Consider the following 19,450-nt stretch of genomic DNA (forward strand, 5'->3'; position numbering starts at 1 on the left):
GCCGGCCACCGCACTTACTGAAAGGCGTGCAGCAGCGTCTCCAGCGGCCTGACCAGCGCGATCACCGTTTCATCCTGCACCTCTGCGGCGGCATCCAGTGTCGCATGCATCTCCGCCACTTCACTGGCACCAAACGCCTGATTACGGACGTAAGCATTCACCAGCGCGAGGCCCATGGTGCTCAGCACGTCGATCTGCTGCACGCTGTGTGCCAGCGGCTTCAGCGTCGCGCTGCCGTTGACGATCGGCATTACCGCCGTCGTGTTGGCCTGCCAGCGCTGCAGCGGCGCGCGAACCGCCGAGGCGGCAGCCGGATTATTACGGTTAGCGATTAATACCGCGACCTGCTGCTCCAGCTGACGTACCGCCTCACTCTCTGCGGGCAGCACATCGGCCAGCCGGTTTAACGGCTCCTGATAGTTGTAATGGCCCGCCTGAAACTTCAGATGCTGGCGCGTGTAGTACTGCGCCGGTTCCAGTACTTCGGCCAGCACCCGCAGCGGGGCAATATCGTGTCCGCCGGCCAGCCGTATCATCTGCTGCTCCATCTGGGCATGTTGCAGCGTTCCCACGGACACCGTGCTCCAGCGATCCATCGCCGCCAGCCGTGAATACATCGAATCCATGTTTGTGACGTTTTCTGCCGACCATAACCGCTCGGCCACCACAAAGGCGCGCGGCCACAATTTAGTATCAATAATCTGGCTATTGATGTTTTCCGCCCACAGCGCCGCCTCGCCACCCAGCAGATTTTCCCGCACCTGTTCTGGCGTGGGCAGCGCGGGTGCAATGCCCGCAGGCGGCTGCATCAGACGCTGACCGCTGGCGGGATAACGCACGTTGCCTACCCGCACATAGCCTTTGAGGGACTGCTGTTGCAGCGTGACCACCGGCTGGAACGGCCCCATCCAGCTGTCCACCGTGAACTGCACCTGCTGCGTCGAGAGCCAGTTGATGTCGCTGATCATCCGCCGGGCTTTGCCGTCGAAGTCGATAAAACCGCGCCAGTCCGGTTCGCCCTGAATCAGCGTAAAGCTGCCCTTCACCGGGCTGCCTTTCAGCCGTGGCATCGTGAATGACCAGCTCTGCGCCTGGTCGCCGGGCCGCAGACGGTCCTGACCGTTCAGCCCACGCGGCGTGACCTCGTTGCGATAGTGATAGCTGGCAGGCTGGGGCTGATCGAGGTAGAAACCGGTGGAGAGGATGCCGCGATAATTTTCTTTTGCCAGCGTACTCAGCGCATCCTGGCCCTGCCACGACTGGATCAGAATGCTGCGCGGCAGATCGGGATGAGCGATCTCATCCCAGCCCACCATCTGACGTTGATGAGCTTCGAGGATCTTCTCCACCCGCTGATTGAAATACGCCTGAAGTGCATGTGCGTCTTTCAGATCGTGCTCGCGCATAAACTGCTGAATCGCGGGTGAGTTGTTCCACTGTGTGGGATCGACCTCATCGCCGCCGATGTGCAGCCAGGGATCGGGGAAGATCGCCGCCATCTCTCCCACCAGCGTATCGATCACCTGATAAACCTGCTCGTTGCTGGGATCGAGCAGCGGTTTAAAGACGCCCCACCCGCGCTCCATCTGATAGGGGCCTGCTGCGCTAATCAGTTCCGGCATCGCCACCGCCAGGGCGGAAGCATGGCCCGGCATATCCAGCTCGGGCACCACCCGCACCCCGCGATCGGTGGCATATTTCACGATCTCCCGCATCTGCTGCTGGCTGTAGTAGTTACCATCGCTGGCTTTCTGCTGCAGCTGGGGATAGTGGCTGGAGGCGAAGCGCCAGCCCTGATCGTCGGTGAGATGCCAGTGAAAGACGTTCATTCGCGCGGCGGCGATGCCGTCGATCTGCCGTTTAAGCGTCTCCACCGGCATGAAGTGGCGCGCCGTGTCGATCAGCACGCCGCGCCACGGAAAGCGCGGATGATCGTGGATGGAGACGTAAGGGATCGTGGTGCCCTGGGCGCCGTTCTGGATCAGCTGCAGCAGCGTTTCCATACCGCGCATCGCGCCAAAACGGCTGGGTGCGGTTAACAGCACGCCATCGCCATTGACCTGCAACTGATAGCGCTCATCACTGTCGGGCAGCGGCAGCGGGTCCACCGCCTTCGCAATCACGATGCGGATAGTCGGTGCGGCCACCGGCTGGGGTGCAGGCAACAGCGGCCAGCCGGTCTGGTTGCTGATGCGCTCCAGCCAGCGTGCTTCGGCTCCCGCCAGATGATCGCCTGAGATTTGCAGCGTCAGCTGCGGTGTCAGGGTGAGCGCGCCGCCACTGACGGGCTGCTCCACCTGTTGCGGCCAGGGCATCAGCGGCAGCGGGCTGGCCTGGGCGAGCGGACAGAGGGCCGAAAGCAGGAGCAGAGAACGGGGTAACCACATTGGCGGGCATCCTTGTGACGTCAACGTTTAACAGGGCAGAACTTTGATTAAAGTTGCTGCACACCGATCCGCCAGTAAATCCCGCAGAAACCTGAACCCGAACCCGATTTTTTACATTCGCCTGTATTTTCTGCCGGGTTGAGGCTTCCTTGCTTCAGGTCAAATCAGCGCGTAATAATTCGCAGCAATCACTACATGTAGGGCATAGAATCCTTCCAACCCCTATATGTAGTCTATGGAGAGAGAAATGGCGACGGTGGTAATTAAGCGTGATGGATGCCGGACAGGCTTTGATGCGCAGCGTATCGGGCAGGCCGTAGCGGCGGCGGCCCAGGCAGCAGAGGTAGACGACGTGGCCTGGTGCACGCAGGTCGCTGAACGCGTGGCATTGCGGCTGGCCGATCGTCCGGAGGTGGATATTCGTGAGATTCAGTGTGCGGTAGAAGAGACGCTGATGACGGGTCCTTATCCACAGCTGGCCCGCGCCTACATTGAGTACCGCCACGATCGCGATGTCGCCCGGGATCGTCAGAGCCAGTTACATCACGCCATTCGCGGTCTGGTGGATCAGACCAACGCGGCGCTGCTGAATGAGAATGCCAACAAAGACAGCAAAGTGATCCCGACGCAGCGCGACCTGCTGGCCGGGATCGTGGCGAAGCACTACGCACAGCAGCAGATCCTGCCGCGCGATGTGGTGCTGGCGCACGAGCGCGGCGAGATCCACTATCACGATCTCGACTACTCGCCCTTCTTCCCGATGTTCAACTGCATGCTGATCGATCTGAAGGGCATGCTGACCAACGGCTTCAAAATGGGCAATGCTGAGATCGAACCGCCTAAATCGATCGCCACTGCCACCGCCGTCACGGCGCAGATCATCGCCCAGGTCGCCAGCCACATTTATGGCGGCACCACCATTAACCGCATTGATGAAGTGCTGGCCCCGTTTGTTGAGCAGAGCTATGCCCGGCACCTGGCGATCGCTGAGCAGTGGCAGATCCCGCAGTCAGAACAGTATGCGCGCCAGCGGACGGAGAAAGAGTGCTACGACGCGTTTCAGTCGCTGGAGTATGAGGTGAACACCCTGCACACCGCCAACGGCCAGACGCCGTTTGTCACCTTTGGTTTCGGACTGGGAACAGACTGGGCGGCGCGGCTGATTCAGCAGTCGATTCTGCGCAACCGGCTGGCCGGGCTGGGCAAAAATCGCAAAACAGCGGTGTTCCCTAAACTGGTGTTCAGCATTCGCGAGGGCGTTAACCGCCGGGCGGGCGACGTTAACTACGACATCAAGCAACTGGCGCTGGAGTGTGCCAGTAAGCGGATGTATCCCGACATCCTCAATTACGATCAGGTGGTGAAAGTCACCGGATCGTTTAAAACCCCGATGGGCTGCCGCAGCTTCCTGGGCGTTTATGAAGAGAACGGCGAGCAGATTCATGAGGGCCGCAACAATATCGGCGTGATCAGCCTGAATCTGCCGCGCATCGCGCTGGAAGCGGGTGGCGATGAGGCGCGTTTCTGGACGCTGCTCGATGCGCGCCTGCTGCTGGCTAAACGGGCGCTGATGACACGGGTGGCGCGGCTGGAGAAAACCAAAGCGCGCGTCGCGCCCATCCTCTACATGGAAGGCGCCTGCGGCGTCCGCCTGAATGCGGATGATGAGGTCGGTCCGATTTTCCGTAATGGCCGCGCATCGCTGTCGCTGGGTTATATCGGCCTGCACGAAACGCTGAATGCCCTCAGCGGCGGTCATCAGCACCCTTACGATGACGCGGCACTGCGCGCCAAAGGCGTGGAGATTATCGCTTACCTGCGTGATGCCACCGAGCGCTGGAAAGAGGAAACCCGCTACGGCTTCAGCCTTTACAGCACGCCAAGCGAGAATCTGTGCGACCGCTTCTGTCGTCTTGATGCGGCGCAGTTTGGCCTGGTGCCGGGCGTCACCGACAAGGGCTATTACACCAACAGCTTCCATCTCGACGTCGAGAAGAAGGTGAATCCCTACGACAAAATCGACTTTGAAGCGCCCTATCCGCCGCTGGCGAATGGTGGATTCATCTGTTACGGCGAATACCCGAATGTGCAGCACAATCTTAAAGCGCTGGAGGATGTCTGGGATTACAGCTACGACCGCGTGCCCTATTACGGCACCAACACGCCGATTGATGAGTGCTACGAGTGCGGCTTCAACGGTGAATTCACCTGTACCAGCCGGGGCTTCACCTGCCCGAACTGCGGCAATCACGATCCGGCGCGCGTCTCCGTCACCCGACGGGTCTGTGGCTATCTGGGCAGCCCGGATGCGCGACCATTTAACGCCGGCAAGCAACAGGAAGTGCAGCGTCGGGTGAAACATCTGGCAGAAGGACCGCTGGGATGATGCATATCCATCGCTACTATGATGTGGATATCGTTAATGGTCCCGGCACCCGCTGCACGCTGTTTGTTGCCGGTTGCGAACATCAGTGCCGCGGCTGCTACAACCAGAGCACCTGGCGGCTCGATTCCGGCGTGCCCTTTACGCTTGAGATGGAGGAGCAACTGCTGGCGGATTTGCAGGATACGCGTATTCCGCGCCAGGGATTGTCGCTGAGCGGCGGCGATCCGCTGCATCCGCATAACGTGCCGCACATCCGTCGTCTGGTGAAACGGGTGCGGCAGACGTGTCCCGATAAAGATATCTGGCTGTGGACCGGTTACCGGATGCAGGAGCTGAATGCGGCCCAGCGCACGGTGCTGATCTATCTCGACGTGCTGATCGATGGCCGTTTTGTTGAAGAGGAGAAGGATGCCACGCTGCAATGGCGCGGCAGCCGTAATCAGATTATCTGGCCGTTACGCTGAGTGACGCGGGATGTCGCCCGACTCAATGATATTGACGCTCTCACCTCCCTGCGTGAAAGCCTGCTCATGCAGGCAGCGTGCCACGTCGCGCGCCTGCACCGCACGCCAGTTGCCCGGCAGCAGCGAGAACAGCGGCCCCGCCAGGCTTTCACCGCTGCGCTTTTGCGCACGATCGCCTAATAGCAGTGAAGGCCGCACCAGCGTCAGGCGCGGCCAGCCCTGATGGCGCAGCGCATTCTCCATTTCGCCTTTAACGCGATTGTACAGAAACGGTGAGTGGCGATTCGCGCCGTGCGCGCTGACCACCAGCATCTGCTTCGCGCCCAGGCGTAATCCGCAGAGTCCGCTGTCCACCACCAGGGTGTAATCGACGTGGATGAAAGCCTGTTTGCTGCCCGCCTGCTTACGCGTGGTGCCCAGACAGCAGAACACCGTATCCAGCGAGCTTTCCAGCGGCCCCAGCACATCGGTGAGATCGGCTTCTACCGGATTCACCACTTTGCGCATCACAGGCAGGGGCCGCCGGGTGGGCGCGATAATCTCATCGACGCGCGGATCCTCAATCAGTAAGCGCAGCAGATGCGACCCGACTAAGCCGGTGGCGCCGGTCAGTAATACGCGATTCATCTCAGATTCGTCCTTATTTCACTGCTTATAGCTTAAAAGATAGCTGATCTTAGCGGGCTGGCTTGCGTTCTCACTCTCAGCGACCAGGCTTACAGCGTTATCCGGATAGCGCGTCTCGCGCTCCACTCGTTTTAAGGAGGAAAAAAAATGAGCAAGAAAGTTGCGGTTTTGATTACCGATGAATTTGAAGACTCAGAATTTACCTCACCTGCGGAAGTTTACAAACGCGCTGGTTTTGAGGTGGTTACCATCGAAAAACAGGCCGGTAATGTCGTAAAAGGCAAGAAAGGCGAAGCGGAAGTGACCATCGATCGCAGTATCGATGACGTCAGCCCGGCGGAATTTGACGCCCTGCTGCTGCCAGGCGGTCATTCACCTGACTCTCTGCGCGGCGACGATCGTTTCGTTGCCTTTACCAAAGAGTTTGTCGCCAGCGGCAAACCGATCTTTGCTATCTGCCACGGGCCACAGCTGCTGATTAGCGCTAACGGCGTGCGCGGTCGCAAGATGACCACCGTGAAGGCCGTTGCCATTGACCTGATCAATGCCGGTGCTGATTTCCATGATAAGGAAGTGGTGGTAGACGGCGATAAGCTGGTCACCAGCCGCACCCCGGCCGATTTACCGGCCTTTAATCGTGAATCCCTGCGGATCCTCGAAGCGCTGTAAACCCGCTACGCCCTTTTCAGCTGAAAGGGGCGTTTTTATTCCTCCCGCAGCCAGGCAATTTTCTTGCCAAACCCCAGCGCATTATCCGTCATCTTTACCTCATCCAGCACAATCTCCCACAGCGGTGCCGACACTTTGCGTGAGACCGGAAAACGTTTCTGGTAAGCGGCTCTGGCGATCTGCTCTGTTGCCTCTTCCAGCCTTTTAATCCGGCCACGATACTGCACGCCTTTAATCAGCAGCACGCTTCTGGGCTGGCCATTGACGGTGCCCGCAACCTGCGGATTCTTCATGATTAGCTCACCGTGGCGGGTCTCAGGTTCGGTCATAATCCAGAAGACCATGCGCGTCTCATCAAAGACGTAGTAGCAGTTCGCACACCACAGTTGATCGTCGGCGGAACAGCAGAGTGAAAGCACATGCTGCTTTCTGAGGTAGCGAACCAGATGGGCGTGATCGGACAAGATAAACTCCTGGCGGTGCACCGGAGCGTGAAGCGCGCTACACTGCCCGGCACCTTTTTTTGGGAAATGATTGCGATGAGTCAGCAGTGGCAACTCTACATCGTCCGGACGGCGAAAGGGAGCCTGTACACCGGCATCACCACCGATGTGGTGCGTCGGGTCGCTCAGCACCAGAGCGGACGCGGTGCCCGGTCGCTGCGCGGTAAAGGTCCGCTGGACCTGGTGTTTCACTGTGAAGCGGGCGATCGTGCCAGCGCCTCCAGACTGGAGTATCAGGTTAAACAACTGACCCGCCAGCAGAAATTACTGCTGGTTGCGGGTCAGCCGATCAGTCTGGAGAGCTGGCTGGGTATTACGACTGGCGATTAAAGGGTTCGGCGAAGTCGATCTGCCCTTCCGCGCCATCATAAGCATTATCCGCCAGACGATAGACCTGGAACGTTGCCTCTGTTCCCGGCCAGCGGCTGCGCAGGCCGTAGCGTGCCGCCGGTTCAAAACCAAAACGGTTGAACAGCGCCGGATCGCCCAGCACCACGACCGCGCTGTAGCCAAATTCATTCAGCGTATCCAGCCCCTCATAAATCAGCTTGCTGGCCAGACCCTGACCGCGCAGCGTCTCATCGACAGCCAGCGGTGCCAGAGCCACCCAGCCGCGATCTTCACCCTGAACGCTGACCGGACTGAATGCCGCATAACCCAGCACCTGTCCTTCCTCATCAGTGGCGACCACGCCTAGCGTCAGCAGGCCATCTTCACGCAGCGCCTGAGTCAGTTCCGCCTCGGCGGAAGTACTGAAGCAGCGTCTGAGCAGCGCGTCGATGCCCGCAGCATCAACACCAATTTCGCTACGGATCAACATGCGGCACCCGCGCGTGCCTGTGTGGCTTTCGCGTCCTGTTTCATGCCAGCGTCGACAAATGCCGCCATCTGTTCAATTGCCGTGCGTAACGCGGTGGGCATAGCCTCGGGTTCAATAGCATCCATTACGTTCTTCACCTCAAGTCCCAGTTCTGTGTCACCTTCAATCACCAGACGGCGTTGAAAGAACAGCATGTCGGGATCTGCTTTACGTGCTGCCACCAGCAACAGATCATTGGCATTGCCCCGAAACCAGACATCCGCTTCGGACTGTTGCAATACCGCCAGTCGGCCGTCCTGCAGCGTGGTGATCCATTGCAGATTGAGATCGGCAATCTCGATACCCAGCAGGCGACCGTCCAGAAAGTCTAACTCACCTTCAGCCAAAGCATGGCGAAATTGCCAGTTTAAGAGTTGTTGCAGAAGCAACTTTTTGACCGGGAATGGGGTAAGCGCTGCGGGTAACCCTAAGATTTTAGGACCGTTTTTCACACAATGGGCATGTATCCGCTCTAACACTTTCATCACTCCCTTCAGTAAATTTTACGTATATTGCCATATCCTTTTCGGCGCGCCTCCTCTGAGATCAATAAAAACCGCTGCCGTGAAAGGAAAAAAAGCGCCGCCAGGGCGGATGAACTGGAATTTCACTGCCCCAAATCAACATGCTCGCCGGACCAGATGCCTAGACTCGACGCCCATCGCATGTTGAGAGGAAGACCTATGGAACTGCTCTGCCCGGCAGGAAACTTACCCGCAGTGCGCACCGCCGTAGAGAATGGCGCGGATGCGGTCTATGTGGGGCTGAAAGATGACACCAATGCCCGGCACTTTGCCGGCCTGAACTTCACCGATAAAAAGCTGGCTGAAGCGGCGCGCTATCTGCATCAGCATCGCCGCAAACTGCATGTGGCGATCAACACGTTTGCCCATCCGGATGGCATGGGACGCTGGCAGCGGGCGATTGATGTGGCGGCGCAAAACGGGGCCGACGCGCTGATCCTGGCCGATATTGCCACCCTGGAGTATGCCGCGAAGCACTATCCCCAGGTTGAGCGTCATCTCTCCGTCCAGGCGTCGGCGACTAACCTGGAAGCGATTCGCTTTTACCATCGCCACTTCAATCTGCAGCGGGTCGTGCTGCCGCGCGTGCTGTCGATTCATCAGGTTAAACAGCTGGCGCGCAGCACGCCGGTGCCGCTGGAGGTGTTCGCCTTTGGCAGCCTGTGCATTATGGCGGAAGGCCGCTGCTATCTCTCTTCCTGGCTGACCGGCGACTCGCCTAACAGTGCAGGTGCCTGCTCGCCGGCGAAGTTTGTGCGCTGGCAGCAGACGCCGCAGGGCATGGAGTCACGTCTTAATGAAGTGCTGATTGATCGCTACGCGCCCGATGAAAGCGCGGGTTACCCGACACTCTGCAAAGGACGGTATGAAGTCAACAATCAGCGTTATCACGTGCTGGAAGAGCCCACCAGCCTGAACACGCTGGAACTGCTGCCGGAGTTGCTGCGGGCAGGCATCGCCTCGGTGAAAATCGAAGGCCGCCAGCGCAGCCCGGCCTATGTCGCTGATGTGGCGCGCGTCTGGCGTCAGGCCATCGATCGCTGCAAAGCGCAGCCGGAACAGTTTGACGTCGCGCCGCAGTGGATGCAGACGCTGGGCGATCTCTCCGAAGGCACGCAAACCACGCTGGGTGCTTATCACCGTGAATGGCAATAAGGAGTCATGATGCAATATGCCCTTGGGCCGGTGCTCTGGTACTGGCCAACCGAGACGCTGGAAGATTTCTATCAACAGGCCGCCCGCAGTAGCGCGGATATTATCTACCTCGGTGAAGCGGTGTGCAGTAAACGCCGCGCCACGCCCTATGCCCGCTGGATGGATCTGGCGCGTGACGTTGCGGCCAGCGGCAAACAGGTGGTGCTGAGTACTCTGGCGCTGCTGCAGTCACCCTCTGAGCTGAAAGAGCTGCAGCGTTACGTTGAGAACGGCGAGTTCCTGATTGAAGCCAATGATATTGGCACGGTCAACATGGCCGCTGAACGTCATTTGCCCTTTGTCGCCGGTCCAACGCTGAATGTTTATAACGCCGACACGCTGCAGCTGCTGGTCAGAGAGGGCATGACGCGCTGGTGTATGCCGGTGGAGATGTCGCGTGACTGGCTGCTACAGCTGCTGGCGCAGTGCGAAACGCGGGGTATCCGGCAGCAGTTTGAGGTGGAGGTGCTGGGCTACGGTCATCTGCCGCTGGCGCTCTCGGCGCGCTGTTTCACCGCCCGCTCGGAAAACCGCGCCAAAGATGACTGCGAAACCTGCTGCATCAGCTATCCGACAGGCCGTCGCGTCAACTCCCAGGAGGGGCAGCAGGTGTTCGTCCTGAATGGCATTCAGACCATGAGCGGCTACTGTTATAACCTGGGTAACGATCTGGCGGGCATGCACGATCAGGTCGATTGCGTCCGGCTCTCTCCGCAGAATGTGACAACGCTGGCAGAGATCGACCGGTTCCGGGCGAATGAAAACGGCCAGGCACCGTTAATGGTCGCGAAAGGCAGCGATTGTAACGGTTACTGGCGCAAACTGGCGGGTATGACGCTGACATCCTGAGTAAAAGCACATACCGGCTATATTCCGGCACAGGTTAGCAGTTTTAATATCAGGAATGATGCGTAATACTTAATGGCGCAGGCCTTCATTTAATGCCTGCGCCATACAACGGGAGTAGTCATGTCTGATAAAAAACCTCTTCGCCTGTCCGTACTGGATCTTGCGCCGATTCCACAGGGTGCGACCGCACGGGATGCGTTCCACAATTCACTGGCGCTGGCGCGTCAGGCTGAAAAACTGGGCTTCGAACGCTACTGGCTGGCTGAACATCACAACATGACAGGGATTGCCAGCGCCGCGACGTCGGTGCTGATTGGCTATCTGGCGGCAAATACTGAGACCCTGAAGCTGGGCTCCGGCGGCATTATGCTGCCTAACCATGCGCCGCTGGTGATCGGTGAACAGTTTGGCACGCTGGCCTCTCTCTATCCTGGCCGTATCGACCTGGGCTTAGGCCGCGCGCCAGGCTCTGACCAGCGCACCATGATGGCGCTGCGCCGTCATCAGGCCAACATGCACATCGACACGTTCCCGGAGGATGTGGCTGAACTGATTCACTGGTTCGATGCGGACCCGGATGCGCAGCTGCCCGTGCAGCCGGTGCCTGGTCTGGGCCTGAAAATCCCGGTCTGGCTACTCGGCTCCAGTCTTTACAGCGCACAGCTGTCAGCAAAACTGGGCCTGCCGTTTGCGTTTGCCTCCCATTTTGCGCCTGACCAGCTGTTCCAGGCCCTGCACGTTTACCGTGAGAACTTCCAGCCCTCGGCGCGTCTTGAGAAGCCTTATGCCATGGTCTGTATCAACGTGGTCGCCGCCGACAATGAGCGTGATGCGCGCTTCCTGTTTACCTCGCAGCAGCAGCAGTTTATTAACCTGCGCCGTGGCAAACCCGGTCCGTTACCGGCCCCGGTTGAAAATATGGATAACCTCTGGTCGCCGTCAGAGCAGTATGGCGTGCAGCAGGCACTCAGCATGTCGCTGGTCGGCGATACCGACAAGGTGCGTCATGGGCTGGCCTCACTGATGCGTGAAACCCAGGCGGATGAGATTATGGTCAATGGCCAGATTTTTGACCGCGATGCACGCCTGCACTCCTTTGCCATTGCGATGGAAGCGGCCAGTAGCCTGTAATCAGTTCTGCGGTGGGCGGATACTATCCGGGCTCACCGCCAGCTGACGGCTATCCCTGGCCGGAGATTGCCCATACAGGCGGCGATACTCCCGGCTGAACTGTGATGCGCTCTGATATCCCACCCGATAGCCTGCCGTTCCGGCATCCAGCTTTTCCACCATCATCAGACGTCGTGCCTCATTCAGCCGCAGTTGCTTCTGGTATTGCATCGGCGTCATGGCCGTGACGGCTTTGAAGTGGTGATGCAGTGAAGAGATGCTCATGCCGACACTGCTGGCGAGCTGATCGATCTTCAGCGGCTGATGAAAGTTTTCCCGCAGCCAGCGGGCAGCCTGCGCTACCCGGTTTCCCGGCCGCTCAGATAGCGCCATGTTCAGGATGCGCGAGCCTTCCGGCCCGGTCAGCAGCCGGTAGAAAATCTCCTGCTCGATGAGTGGAGCCAGAGCCTCGATATCTTCCGGGTGGTCAAGCAGCCGTACCAATCGAACGACCGCATCCATCAGCAACGATGAGACCTTGTGCACGGTGACGCCGCGTTCATTAGGGGCTATCGCCAGCGGCAGTGCCGGAGGAAACTGTTCCAGGTAGCGCCTCAGCCGCGATTCATTGATGGCAATGCCCACGCCCAGATTCGGCTTTTCCGGCGTGGCGGCGGTAACACAGGCGCGCACCGGCATATCCAGCGTTACCAGCAGCAGGTCACCCGGCCCATAGTGTAGCACCTCATCACCGATATGCAGTGCCTTACCACCCTGCGCCACCAGCGCAAAACTGGCCCATTGAGCAAAGTGCATCGGCTCAGTCGGGGCGGAAACCCGGCCAAAAAACAGGCAATCTATGGCACTGGCATGCCGGCCATCCTCCGGAGCATGACGGGCAATTAACTCTGCCAGCGCCTGCAGTTTGTCACTCTCTGTCACTCTGTTCTCCCCCTCCCGCTCTCTGTGCTGATATTACCTGACGCCAGACGGAATACCGGTGCCGTTACGGCACTTTTGCAGGATTGTGCAAAAAGCTTGCAGGATTGCGCTACCCGCTTTTCGGTGCCAGCGCGCATAGTCTTTCGACGCAATCATTACGGCGGAGAATGACATAATGAAAGCACTACAGAATAAAATCGCACTGGTGACCGGCGCGTCAAAAGGCATTGGCGCGGCGATTGCCATCGCGTTTGCCGCAGCTGGCGCGCGCGTTGTGGTCAATTATCGTCAGGATGAAGTCGGGGCGGCTGACGTGGTCAGCGATATTGTCACCCTGGGCAGTGAAGCCGTCGCAGTTCAGGCAGATATCTCTCGCCTGCGGGATGTGGAACGGCTCTTTGCCACCACCGCAGAGTGTTTCGGCGCACCGGACATTGTGGTGAACAATGCAGGCAGCTTTCATCACGGCGAGTTTGAGGCGCTGACGCAGGAGGAGATGCAGCAGCAGATTAACGTTAATCTGCTCGGCACGCTGATGGTCTGTCAGCAGGCGATTCGCCACTTTCCCGCGCATGGCGGCAGCATTATTAATCTCAGTGCCCTGAACAGTAAGAACAGCACGCCGGGTTCCGTACTCTGGGCGGCAACGAAAGGCGCGGTGGATACCCTGACTCAGGGACTGGCGCGCGAACTGGGCGCCAGGAATATCCGGGTTAACGCCCTGGCACCCGGAATGATCCTGACCGAGGGATTACTGGCTGCGAAAAAGATGAGCCCGCAGCTCAAAGCGCAACTGCTGGCGGCGACACCGCTCGGGCGTTTTGGTCTGCCGGAGGATGTGGCGCAGGTTGCGCTGTTTCTGGCCTCTGAGGAGTCCGCTTATGTCAGCGGCGAGCGCGTCATGATCAGCGGCGGTGCCTGACAGGCATAAAAAAAGGGAAGCCAGTGGCTTCCCTTTTTGTTACGACGTTAAGTCGTTATGCATCACGACGACGTGGAGAGGCGGTAGCGCCTTCTTCACGACGTGGACCACGGCTGCCTTCACGGTTGAAAGTACGTCCACCGCCTTCACGACCACCTTCACGGCGTTCAGAAGAGAAGCGACGACCACCTTCACGGTTGGCTGCACCTGGACCACCAGCACCTGGACCGCTGCGACGCTCACCGCCAGCACCGGCCGGACGACGATCACCACGGCCTTCGTTTGGCTGTGCATCACCCAGCAGCTGCATATTCATCGGTTTGTTCAGAATACGCGTACGGGTGAAGTGCTGCAGCACATCGCCTGGCATGCCTTTCGGCAGCTCGATGGTTGAATGCGTACCGAACAGCTTGATGTTACCGATGTAACGGCTGCTGATGTCGCCTTCGTTAGCGATAGCGCCAACGATGTGACGAACTTCAACACCATCATCGCGGCCTACTTCAATGCGGTACAGCTGCATTTCGCCAACGTCACGACGTTCGCGACGTGGACGATCGCCATCACGGCTTTCACGGTTTTCGCGCGGAGCACGAGAATCGCCACGCGCTTCACGGCTGTCACGACGGCCATCACGCTCGTCACGATCGCGGTATTCGCGGCGTGCAGGACGTGGTGCTTCTGGTGGCAGAATCAGAGGACGTTCGCCCTGTGCCATCTTCAGCAGTGCGGCTGCCAGTGTTTCCAGATCCATTTCGTCTTCTGGCTGCATTTTAGCCAGCAGAGCACGGTACTGATCCAGATCGCTGCTTTCCAGCTGCTGCTGAACTTTAGCAGCAAACTTCGCCAGACGACGCTCACCCAGCAGTTCTGCGTTAGGCAGTTCTACTTCAGGAATAGTCAGCTTCATTGTACGTTCGATATTGCGCAGCAGACGACGCTCGCGGTTCTCAACGAACAGCAGCGCGCGACCAGCACGACCAGCACGACCGGTACGGCCGATACGGTGAACGTAAGATTCAGCATCCATCGGGATGTCGTAGTTCACCACCAGGCTGATACGTTCAACGTCCAGGCCACGGGCCGCAACGTCGGTTGCAATCAGGATGTCGAGACGACCATCTTTCAGGCGCTCCAGCGTCTGCTCACGCAGTGCCTGGTTCATATCACCGTTCAGCGCGGCGCTGTTATAGCCACTACGCTCCAGCGCTTCAGCCACTTCCAGCGTTGCGTTTTTAGTACGCACGAAGATGATGGCAGCATCAAAGTCTTCAGATTCCAGGAAGCGAACCAGTGCGTCTGTTTTACGACCGTAAGCGGTCCAGTAGCTCTGGCTGATGTCAGGGCGCGTCGTCATGCTTGACTGGATACGCACTTCCTGTGGATCTTTCATGAAACGTTTGGTGATACGACGAATCGCTTCCGGCATGGTTGCAGAGAACAGCGCAGTCTGATGACCGGCTGGGATCTGAGCCATGATCGTTTCAACGTCTTCGATGAAGCCCATACGCAGCATTTCATCAGCTTCATCCAGCACCAGGCCGCGCAGGTTAGACAGTTCTAACGTGCCGCGTTTCAGGTGGTCAAGCAGACGACCAGGGGTACCCACAACAACCTGTGGTCCCTGACGCAGTGCACGCAGCTGCACGTCATAACGCTGGCCGCCGTAAAGGGCAACCACGTTCAGGCCGCGCATATGCTTAGCGAATTCAGTAATTGCTTCAGCAACCTGTACCGCCAGTTCGCGGGTTGGCGCCAGCACCAGGATCTGAGGTGCTTTAACAGTTGGGTCAATGTTGTTTAACAGCGGCAGAGAGAAAGCCGCAGTTTTACCACTCCCGGTCTGCGCCATGCCTAACACGTCACGGCCCGCCAGCAGGTGAGGAATACACTCAGCCTGGATTGGGGATGGCTTTACGTAGCCCATGCCATTCAGTGATTCAAGGATGTCGGCGTTCAGGCCAAGGTCAGCAAAAGTGGTTTGGATATCAGTCATGTAGTACACGTGCCTCTTAGATTGCGGCGGCCAGTCTACATAACTCGTCGTGAAAACTTTCAGTCATTTTCATCAAAAAGTGTGAACCGGCTCAAATTAGAAGTTTTGACGAACAGAAAAGCCTTCATCCTTTAAGATGATGACTTAACAGGTTTTACAGGCAAATTAAGTTCGTCAGCTATTGCTGGTCAGATTCTGATAAATCGTCTTGTGCCTGGCCGAGTTGCGCCAGTTCCAACAATGCGTATCGGTGTTCAACAAAGTTATTGACGTTGTTGGCCACCGCCAGTTTGAACAACGCTTTCGCGTCGTCCTTCTCCCCCAGACTTAGGTAGTACTTACCTAAATAGAAGTTGGTTTCACTGAGATGTTCAGCGAGCGAGGTGTTATCCGTTGCGTCCGCCTTGAGACTTTCCATCAACGTTTTCTCGTTGATATCTCCAAGGTAGAACTCGACAATATTCCATCCCCATTGGTCTCTGACCGCTTTGTCGTGACGCTGTTGAAGCGCGACTTTTGCCTTGTCGACATCCATCTCACGTTCAACGAGATAGAGCCACAGACTGCGGAAAGGATCGTTAGGATCGTCTTGATAAAACGCCAGCAGATCATCTTGCGCTAACTTGTATCGACCGCCGTAATAGAGGGCGATACCACGGTTTAAATGCGCATAGTTGTAAGTTGGATCAAGCTCAAGTACAGAATCAAACGCTTCATAGGCGGCATCAAAGTTGCCCGCCTGCGTTAAATATATGCCTAAGTAGTTAAACACTTCGGGCATATCTGGTCTTATAGACAGCGCTTGCGAAAAATCGTTCCGCGCTAATGCCCGCAGACCTAAACTATCATACAACACTCCGCGCTCATATAACAGCTGTGCGCGTTCATCATCGGTGAGAGCGCGACTGGCAAGAATTTGTTCCATGCGCGCCAGTATCACTTCCTGCTGCAGTGTGGGCTGTAAAGGCACTGCAAGAACTTCGTTCTTACGCCAATTGGAGTTGCTGCATCCTGCCAGCGTCAAAGCTGTCGCAACAAAACACCAGCGCAGAAAAGGCTTCATTTCCCACTCCCGAATACAAACATTGGGATAACCATCCTGTCATCCGCCTGCTGTGCACAAGGATTCCCGCCCTCGCGATGATACAAACGCCCCTCTCTGCCAGGCAAAGAGGGGCAAATCAGCAACGTCTTACTCAGCTTCAGGCGTAATCACCGCGGCAGCTTCTTCAGTCTGCGGCTTAGATTCTGTCGCTTCTTTGATGCTCAGACGTACGCGGCCCTGGCGATCAACTTCCATCACCTTAACCGGCACTTCCTGACCCATCTGCAGATAGTCAGTCACTTTCTCAACGCGCTTATCAGCGATTTGTGAAATGTGAACCAGACCTTCTTTACCACCGCCGATAGCGACGAAGGCGCCGAAGTCAACGATACGGGTCACTTTACCACTGTAAACGCGGCCCACTTCGATCTCTGCGGTAATCTCTTCGATACGACGAATCGCTTCTTTCGCTTTCAGACCATCGGTCGCGGCGATTTTCACGGTGCCATCATCTTCGATTTCAATCGTTGTGCCGGTCTCTTCGGTCAGTGCACGAATCACTGAGCCGCCTTTACCAATCACATCTTTGATCTTGTCAGAGCTGATTTTGATGGTGTAGATGCGTGGAGCGAATTCAGAAATCTCGGTACGCGGTGTGCTGATAGCCTGTTCCATGACGCCCAGAATGTGCAGACGCGCACCCTTGGCCTGGTTCAGTGCTTCCTGCATGATTTCACGCGTGATGCCTTCGATTTTGATGTCCATCTGCAGCGCGGTGATACCTTCACGGCTACCGGCTACTTTGAAGTCCATGTCGCCCAGGTGATCTTCATCGCCCAGGATGTCAGACAGAACAACAAACTTCTCATCTTCTTTGACCAGGCCCATCGCGATACCAGCAACGGCAGCTTTGATTGGCACACCCGCATCCATCAGCGCCAGTGAGGCACCACAGACAGAGGCCATTGAAGAAGAGCCGTTAGATTCGGTGATTTCAGAAACAACACGGATGGTGTAAGGGAAATCTTCCGCTTTTGGCATTACCGCTAACACACCGCGCTTCGCCAGACGACCGTGACCAATCTCACGACGCTTCGGCGAACCTACCATGCCGGTTTCGCCGACAGAGTATGGAGGGAAGTTGTAATGGAACAGGAAGCTGTCGGTACGTTCGCCCATCAGCTCATCCAGGTTCTGCGCATCGCGGGTAGTACCCAGCGTTGCCGTAACCAGTGCCTGCGTCTCACCACGGGTAAACAGTGATGAACCATGGGTACGTGGCAGTACGCCGGTACGCACGTCCAGACCGCGGATCATGTCTTTTTCACGGCCATCGATACGTGGCTCGCCATTCAGAATGCGGGTACGCACGACAGTCTTTTCAAGGCTGTGCACGATGTCGCCGATTTCTGAACCATCCAGCGTTTCATCTTCAGCCAGCAGCGCAGCAATGGTTTCGTCTTTGATGACGCCAACCTGCGTGTAACGCTCCTGCTTGTCAGTGATGCGGTACGCATCGCTGATGCGCGCTTCTGCCAGGGCAGCAACACGTGAAATCAGTGCGGTATTGGCGGCTTCTGGCTGCCAGTCCCAGCGTGGTTTGCCAGCTTCAGCAACCAGGGCATTGATGTTTTCGATAACAATCTGCTGCTGGTCATGACCGAAGACCACGGCGCCCAGCATCTGCTCTTCTGACAGGATCTCAGCTTCAGATTCAACCATCAGAACGGCATTCTGCGTACCGGCAACAACCAGATCCAGACGAGACTGTTTCAGCTCATCTGCGGTTGGGTTCAGAACGTATTGATCGTTGATGTAACCCACGCGTGCAGAGCCAATCGGGCCATTGAACGGCAGACCAGAAAGTGCCAGCGCAGCAGAGGCACCAATCATTGCAACGATGTCAGGGTGAACCTGTGGGTTTACAGACACCACGGTTGCAATAACCTGTACTTCGTTAACAAAACCTTCCGGGAACAGCGGACGAATCGGGCGGTCAATCAGACGCGAAATCAGGGTTTCGCCTTCGCTTGGACGGCCTTCACGACGGAAGAAGCTGCCTGGGATACGACCAGCAGCGTAAGTACGCTCCTGATAGTTCACGGTCAGTGGGAAGAAGTCCTGACCTGGTTTAGATTTTTTCTGACCTACAACAGTGACGAACACTGCAGTATCGTCCATGCTCACCATCACAGCGGCTGTCGCCTGGCGAGCCATCATGCCGGTTTCCAGCGTGACGGTATGTTGACCATATTGGAATTTGCGTACGATCGGATTCAGCAAAATCAAAGTCCTTAACTTCGGGGCATGGCTATCTGTAGCCCGCCATTGATTACCAATCTTCAGCTGCATCCTCGCGACTAATGACAACCCTCGACCGCCCCTGCGGTAAAGCCTCTCATTAGCCGCGCGAAATTCTGCAAACTAAAGATCACACTAAGCAACAATACATCAGTTTGGACCGGATTGCTGCCGATTGCTCGAAAAAAGGGGCCATAAAGGCCCCCTCTTCACGAAACTCGCACAAATCTGATCGTAAGCTGCACACAGTGCAAAAGCTCGCATAATGCCCCGACGATCAGATTCTTCAGACTTAGCGACGCAGACCGAGACTTTCGATCAGGCTGCTGTAGCGTGCAACGTCTTTACGCTTCAGGTAGTCCAGCAGCTTACGACGCTGAGATACCATGCGCAGCAGACCGCGGCGGCTGTGGTGGTCTTTTTTGTGCTCAGAGAAGTGACCCTGCAGATGGGTAATCTGCGCGGTCAACAGGGCAACCTGAACTTCAGTTGAACCGCTGTCGTTAGCACCACGGCCATATTTAGCAACGATCTCTGCTTTAGCTTCTACGCTTAGAGACATAATAAACTCCAGTAATAAATGAATGTATGGGTGCCGATCTCTAATTCAGCATCCCGCTTTAAAGCCGCGCTATTCTACTCTGCGCCCGATAGCAACGCAAATGCCCCATC

19 protein-coding genes are annotated in these 19,450 nt (G+C 57.2%); 8 read left to right on the forward strand and 11 right to left on the reverse strand.

What is annotated here, in order from left to right; translation table 11 throughout:
• Positions 1–14 precede the first annotated feature (14 nt).
• A complete protein-coding gene (locus PU624_RS20355; protein WP_283546414.1) occupies positions 15–2,387 on the reverse strand; it encodes a beta-N-acetylhexosaminidase in 2,373 nt (790 codons plus the stop codon).
• Between the two features lie 247 nt (positions 2,388–2,634).
• On the opposite strand from PU624_RS20355, the gene nrdD reads away from it, so the two are divergent.
• Both nrdD and nrdG read left to right on the forward strand, forming a co-directional pair.
• Positions 2,635–4,773 (forward strand): anaerobic ribonucleoside-triphosphate reductase, encoded by a 2,139-nt coding sequence (gene nrdD / locus PU624_RS20360; RefSeq protein WP_283546415.1) that lies wholly within the window; start codon positions 2,635–2,637, stop codon positions 4,771–4,773.
• Positions 4,770–5,237, forward strand: a complete 468-nt coding sequence (gene nrdG / locus PU624_RS20365; protein ID WP_283546416.1) for an anaerobic ribonucleoside-triphosphate reductase-activating protein — start codon at positions 4,770–4,772, stop codon at positions 5,235–5,237. Before nrdD ends, nrdG begins: the two co-directional genes overlap by 4 nt.
• On the opposite strand, the gene PU624_RS20370 is transcribed toward nrdG, so the two are convergent.
• The gene (locus PU624_RS20370; protein ID WP_283546417.1) at positions 5,229–5,864 is read right to left on the reverse strand and encodes an NAD-dependent epimerase/dehydratase family protein; all 636 of its coding nucleotides are present in this window, start codon (positions 5,862–5,864) and stop codon (positions 5,229–5,231) included. The genes nrdG and PU624_RS20370 overlap by 9 nt on opposite strands.
• A gap of 147 nt (positions 5,865–6,011) precedes the next feature.
• Here PU624_RS20370 and PU624_RS20375 point away from each other — a divergent pair, with 147 nt between their 5' ends.
• On the forward strand, positions 6,012–6,533 hold the full coding sequence (locus tag PU624_RS20375) for a type 1 glutamine amidotransferase domain-containing protein (protein ID WP_136196842.1): 522 nt from the start codon (positions 6,012–6,014) through the stop codon (positions 6,531–6,533).
• Between the two features lie 35 nt (positions 6,534–6,568).
• On the opposite strand, the gene PU624_RS20380 is transcribed toward PU624_RS20375, so the two are convergent.
• Entirely contained in the window at positions 6,569–6,997 is a 429-nt protein-coding gene (locus tag PU624_RS20380) for a YhbP family protein (RefSeq protein WP_283546418.1), read from the reverse strand.
• Positions 6,998–7,072: 75 nt separating this feature from the next.
• Here PU624_RS20380 and PU624_RS20385 point away from each other — a divergent pair, with 75 nt between their 5' ends.
• Positions 7,073–7,366, forward strand: a complete 294-nt coding sequence (locus PU624_RS20385) for a GIY-YIG nuclease family protein (RefSeq protein ID WP_283548044.1) — start codon at positions 7,073–7,075, stop codon at positions 7,364–7,366.
• Here PU624_RS20385 and PU624_RS20390 read toward each other — a convergent pair.
• Together PU624_RS20390 and ubiT are read right to left on the reverse strand one after the other, a co-directional pair.
• A complete protein-coding gene (locus PU624_RS20390; RefSeq protein WP_283546419.1) occupies positions 7,350–7,856 on the reverse strand; it encodes a GNAT family N-acetyltransferase in 507 nt (168 codons plus the stop codon). The two genes, PU624_RS20385 and PU624_RS20390, sit on opposite strands and share 17 nt — an antisense overlap.
• Positions 7,850–8,374, reverse strand: coding sequence for a ubiquinone anaerobic biosynthesis accessory factor UbiT (ubiT, locus tag PU624_RS20395; protein ID WP_090964466.1), 525 nt, complete (start codon positions 8,372–8,374; stop codon positions 7,850–7,852). Before ubiT ends, PU624_RS20390 begins: the two co-directional genes overlap by 7 nt.
• A 204-nt stretch (positions 8,375–8,578) precedes the next feature.
• Here ubiT and ubiU point away from each other — a divergent pair, with 204 nt between their 5' ends.
• The 3 genes from ubiU (at position 8,579) to PU624_RS20410 (ending at position 11,593) form a co-directional block, all read left to right on the forward strand.
• Positions 8,579–9,574: a ubiquinone anaerobic biosynthesis protein UbiU gene (gene ubiU / locus PU624_RS20400; RefSeq protein ID WP_283546420.1), complete on the forward strand. Its 996-nt coding sequence runs from the start codon at positions 8,579–8,581 to the stop codon at positions 9,572–9,574.
• Positions 9,575–9,583: 9 nt separating this feature from the next.
• Entirely contained in the window at positions 9,584–10,462 is an 879-nt protein-coding gene (locus PU624_RS20405) for a U32 family peptidase (protein ID WP_283548045.1), read from the forward strand.
• Between the two features lie 120 nt (positions 10,463–10,582).
• Positions 10,583–11,593, forward strand: a complete 1,011-nt coding sequence (locus tag PU624_RS20410; protein ID WP_283546421.1) for a luciferase-like monooxygenase — start codon at positions 10,583–10,585, stop codon at positions 11,591–11,593.
• Here the strand turns inward: PU624_RS20410 and PU624_RS20415 are convergent, their stop codons facing one another.
• Positions 11,594–12,514, reverse strand: coding sequence for an AraC family transcriptional regulator (locus tag PU624_RS20415; RefSeq protein WP_283546422.1), 921 nt, complete (start codon positions 12,512–12,514; stop codon positions 11,594–11,596).
• Positions 12,515–12,689: 175 nt separating this feature from the next.
• Between PU624_RS20415 and PU624_RS20420 the strand changes: the two genes are divergently transcribed.
• Positions 12,690–13,436, forward strand: a complete 747-nt coding sequence (locus tag PU624_RS20420) for an SDR family NAD(P)-dependent oxidoreductase (RefSeq protein WP_283546423.1) — start codon at positions 12,690–12,692, stop codon at positions 13,434–13,436.
• A gap of 55 nt (positions 13,437–13,491) precedes the next feature.
• Here the strand turns inward: PU624_RS20420 and PU624_RS20425 are convergent, their stop codons facing one another.
• The 5 genes from PU624_RS20425 to rpsO all read right to left on the reverse strand — a co-directional run bounded on the left by PU624_RS20425 (position 13,492) and on the right by rpsO (position 19,340).
• Positions 13,492–15,432, reverse strand: a complete 1,941-nt coding sequence (locus PU624_RS20425) for a DEAD/DEAH family ATP-dependent RNA helicase (RefSeq protein WP_283546424.1) — start codon at positions 15,430–15,432, stop codon at positions 13,492–13,494.
• 16 nt (positions 15,433–15,448) lie between these two features.
• The gene (yrbN, locus tag PU624_RS22335; protein ID WP_098053093.1) at positions 15,449–15,505 is read right to left on the reverse strand and encodes a protein YrbN; all 57 of its coding nucleotides are present in this window, start codon (positions 15,503–15,505) and stop codon (positions 15,449–15,451) included.
• A 105-nt stretch (positions 15,506–15,610) separates the two neighbouring features.
• Positions 15,611–16,495 carry a lipoprotein NlpI gene (gene nlpI / locus PU624_RS20430; RefSeq protein ID WP_010251765.1) on the reverse strand — a complete coding sequence of 295 codons (885 nt, stop codon included), beginning with the start codon at positions 16,493–16,495 and terminating at the stop codon, positions 15,611–15,613.
• Positions 16,496–16,624: 129 nt separating this feature from the next.
• A complete protein-coding gene (pnp, locus tag PU624_RS20435; RefSeq protein WP_179897382.1) occupies positions 16,625–18,760 on the reverse strand; it encodes a polyribonucleotide nucleotidyltransferase in 2,136 nt (711 codons plus the stop codon).
• 310 nt (positions 18,761–19,070) lie between these two features.
• A complete protein-coding gene (gene rpsO, locus PU624_RS20440) occupies positions 19,071–19,340 on the reverse strand; it encodes a 30S ribosomal protein S15 (RefSeq protein WP_003851063.1) in 270 nt (89 codons plus the stop codon).
• Positions 19,341–19,450: the final 110 nt, after the last annotated feature.

The organism is Pantoea sp. Lij88, from assembly GCF_030062155.1.
Taxonomy (GTDB): Bacteria; Pseudomonadota; Gammaproteobacteria; order Enterobacterales; family Enterobacteriaceae; genus Pantoea.